This is a genomic window from Prevotella sp. P5-92 (genome assembly GCF_002251245.1).
In the GTDB taxonomy this organism is placed as follows: Bacteria; Bacteroidota; Bacteroidia; order Bacteroidales; family Bacteroidaceae; genus Prevotella.
This window is the reverse complement of record NZ_NPJG01000051.1, coordinates 1-3723: the sequence shown is the minus strand read 5'-3', so window position 1 is coordinate 3723 and position 3723 is coordinate 1. Positions and strand designations below refer to the sequence as shown.

Below are 3723 nucleotides of genomic sequence, written 5' to 3'. Positions count from 1 at the left end.
TAAGTCATAATAATAAAATTAAATTAAACATGCAACATCAAAACACCCTGGAACCATCATTGCAAATGCGGGGTCAAAGCCCAGTGAACTGTCCGGATTCGGATGTTAAGGAGTGGGGGCAGAACATTAATCTCTGTCTCGGGACGAATGATTAATCGGCCTTATTCCACTTCCTTGATGTTGTTAACGAGTGCAAAGGTAATAATAAAATTTTAATATACAATGATCTATCTACTTATTAGCATCTAAGTACATCTTTTATAGAATAGATACGAGTGAGAGATTCAAAAGAGAAATACTGGTCATCCATAATCATGTAATCCTCTCGTTGCGCCTTACTCAGTTTCTTAATGTCGGGGAACATGCTCACAGGGACAATCACTTCATTATTATTAATTAACTTCGTCGAACTTCGTTTCTTAATATTTAATTGGGTATCCCATTTGCTGTAGGGACTTTACTTTATGTAAGTCCGTTGTCCATTGCGGTTGCCATGCGGTGGTGGAGCGGTCTTACATAAAGTAAAGACCCTACAGCGGCGGGTATTTATGCGGATGTTATTCCACTGCGATTTTTATGTTTTTCTTGCCAATCTTGGCGACTACGATAGAGCCGGATTGAGCGGCGAAGGATGTTGTGCCGTTGATGGCGGTGGCGGGGCCGAGGGCTTTGCCATCGATGCCATAGAAGCTTACTGTCTCGTTGTTGTCGAGACCGGAGATGTTTACGAAACCACCGGCGGACTGGATGGCGATGCCACGCATGGAGACATTGTTGATGCCTGCACCTTCAAGAGAGCCTGAGGATGTGAGCCAATAGAGTTTGGCGGTGGCAACGTCGGAGTTGGCATAGCCTTCTGCCTTGGCGTAGCAGGTAATGTCGTAGCAGGCAGCGAGATTTATCTCGTTACTATAATATGTTTTAACATCTGAGCAAGTCACATCACTTACATATTCTACTCCTTCTGTTGCACATGAGAATGTCAGTTTTCCATCAACAAATGATATTGTAGGAGTTTCGCATTTCTTTTCATTGCCTTCAAGAGTCTTAATTGTTCCAAATCCGCTCCAAGGCTTTGTCGTTTTGTAAGCGTTTATTGCGGATTCTGGTACATGGAGAGTAGTATATTCAATATATGCTTCTTTGAAAGCATCAGTTTCTGTAGATGGTACTGTTTCCGCATAACAATAGACATTTTCGATCTCATTGCAGCGAGAGAAAGCCTCACTTCCGATACTTGTCACTGAATTTGGAATTGTGATAGATGTGAGGCCGGTGCAGTCGTAGAAAGCCCGTTCTCCGATACTTGTCACTGAATTCGGGATTGTGATTGATGTGAGGCCGCCGCATCCTTGGAAAGCCCATTCTCCGATACTTGTCACGGAATTAGGAATCGTGACTGAGGTGAGGCCGGTGCATCCATAGAAAGCACTATATCCGATACTTGTCACTGAATTTGGAATTGTGATAGATGTGAGGCCGGTGCAGTTCTGGAAAACACAAGCTTCAATACTTGTCACGGAATTTGGAATTGTGATAGATGTGAGGCCTTGGCAGGCCCAGAAAGCCTGAATTCCGATACTTGTCACTGAATTTGGAATCGTGACTGAAGTGAGGCCGATGCATCTATCGAAAGCATCACGTCCGATACTTGTCACATTATATACTACGTTATCAACAGTGATTGTCTCAGGAATGGTTACATCTCCAGAATATTCATTATCACCTTCAGTAACTTCTGCAGTCTTTACTTTTGTCACAATGTTGTAGTAAATCCCATCTACCTCAACCTTCAAGGCGGATGCAGAGATTGAAAAGAACACGCTGAGGATGAGCGTTGTCATTAATGCAGTAAATCTTTTATTCATAATCTTTTTCCCGACACATTTTTTTCAGCCACGAGGTCGGGTGTTGGCAGTATTGTTATTGTTATGTTTGTATTTGTTATTTAATAAGGGCGGTCTTACACGAGGTAAGACCCTACAACGGCGGCGAGGGGCTGCTGGTGGTCTCTATGTCTTCTATTATGAGTGTTATGTCGCGCGAGTCTAGGGAGTATATCTTTCGGGGGGGCGTAGGTGAGGTGATGACACACTACGTAGGTCGCACCGTCGAAGGTGACGAGGGAGTGGTCGTTAAGGTCTATTGTTTCGCACGATGATAGTAAAAGCAACAGAGGGAGAAGGGTACGAAAACTGTTTGATAAACGATAACGAAAACTGTTTGATAAACGGAAACGAAAACTGTCTTCGGAACTATAATGACAACTATGACAAAGGGACGAGTTTACAGGAGTGGTTTTACCATCCATTATAACCTTGATAATCAATATGTCATACAGTCTCTTTGCGTTCATTACATTCTGTTTTTGATGCAATTATGAAGCAAAGTTAATGGAATTTTCTGAATCTTCCAAATTTTTTCGTGGAAAATTTATATTTCTATGGTAAGTGACATGTTGTTTGGTTCAGTCCGTCGGGTCAATTTCCCTGTAGAGTTTCCATGCTGCTGTTGTCATGCGTAGCTCTCTAAGAACTCAACATGCCTTGTTGCTCCCCGCCGTTGTAGGGTCTTACCTCGTGTAAGACCGCCCGCATATCTCTGCCGAAAAACCACCACAAATCGGTTAACAAAACCACCACAAATCGGTTAACAAAACCACCGCAAATCGGGTTGCGGTCTTACACGAGGTAAGACCCTACAGCGGAGATTAGCGGCGGACAATACCGCAATCATCGGAGATTAGCGGCGGGAGTTGGCGCAGTCAACTCGTCAACTTGAAAAAGTTGCCAGTTAACCGTTAACAAGTTAACCTTTTGGGGAGTTCGGTAGTATAGGAGATAGAGGCAACCCGCAAAAAATAGAAAAAGTTGCCAGTTAACCGTTAACAAGTTAACCTTTTTTGGGGTCGGTACCCATATCAAATAATCGGGGTTGTCTTTTACCAGTTTGACCAATGTTTCTGTAAAAACAGAAATGGGCACGATGTTTTACTCCACATATGCGAGATTCTTGTGTTAACATCTGTTAAAAGTTAACTTGTTACCAGTTAACTGCATTTATTCTCCATATCCCCTCTCCCACGACCAAAATATTGCTCCCACGCGTGGTATTTATTTTTTCCTCGCGTGGTAGCAAAACGCCACCCTGCCGCCACCCCTTCCTCTTATGGCCTTTGAGAGTAGAAGCAGTGTGTGGGTAGAAGACTGGAATGTTAACAACTGTGAAAAAGTTAACTTGTTACCGGTTAACTGGTAACTTTTTAAGATGACGAGTTGATTGCGGTATTGTCCGCCGCTAATCTCCGATGTAGGGTCTTACCTCGTGTAAGACCGCACCCCGATTTGTCGCGGATATGCAACCCGATTTGCGGTGGTTTTTCGGCGGCGATAGGCGGGCGGTCTTACACGAGGTAAGACCCTACAACGGCGGGCGTTGTCGCGGATTGTCGCGGATGTGCACCGAGATTTGTCGCGGATATGCACCGCGGATTGTCGCGGATATGCACCCCCGATTTGTCGCGGCAAACCGGTTGTCGTTATCATTGAACATCTCGTTTTCTTCCTTCGAATCTGCTTCCCCTCTCAAAGGCCTTTGAGGGTGACAAGTCAGAATTGAAGACCTTGTCTCGAATTGACTTGTTCAGATTCTGTCTTTCTTTCAATCTACTATTTATAGTAAGATATAATAAATTATATATTTATATATAATTTATTATATATA

General features: G+C 43.5%; 2 protein-coding genes. One reads left to right on the top strand and one right to left on the bottom strand.

Features of this window, described 5'->3' with window-relative positions; all coding sequences use genetic code 11:
- Positions 1-557 precede the first annotated feature (557 nt).
- Complete coding sequence (locus CIK99_RS05785; protein WP_216822786.1) at positions 558-1868, bottom strand: leucine-rich repeat domain-containing protein; 1311 nt, start codon at positions 1866-1868, stop codon at positions 558-560.
- Between the two features lie 158 nt (positions 1869-2026).
- Here CIK99_RS05785 and CIK99_RS15880 point away from each other — a divergent pair, with 158 nt between their 5' ends.
- The gene (locus CIK99_RS15880; RefSeq protein ID WP_256387389.1) at positions 2027-2161 is read left to right on the top strand and encodes a hypothetical protein; all 135 of its coding nucleotides are present in this window, start codon (positions 2027-2029) and stop codon (positions 2159-2161) included.
- Positions 2162-3723 lie beyond the last annotated feature (1562 nt).

Bases quoted from the DNA above. Each gene is read 5' to 3' on its own strand.
- CIK99_RS05785 (WP_216822786.1), bottom strand. From the start codon at position 1,868: ATGAATAAAAGATTTACTGCATTAATGACAACGCTCATCCTCAGCGTG.
- CIK99_RS15880 (WP_256387389.1), top strand. From the start codon at position 2,027: ATGAGTGTTATGTCGCGCGAGTCTAGGGAGTATATCTTTCGGGGGGGC.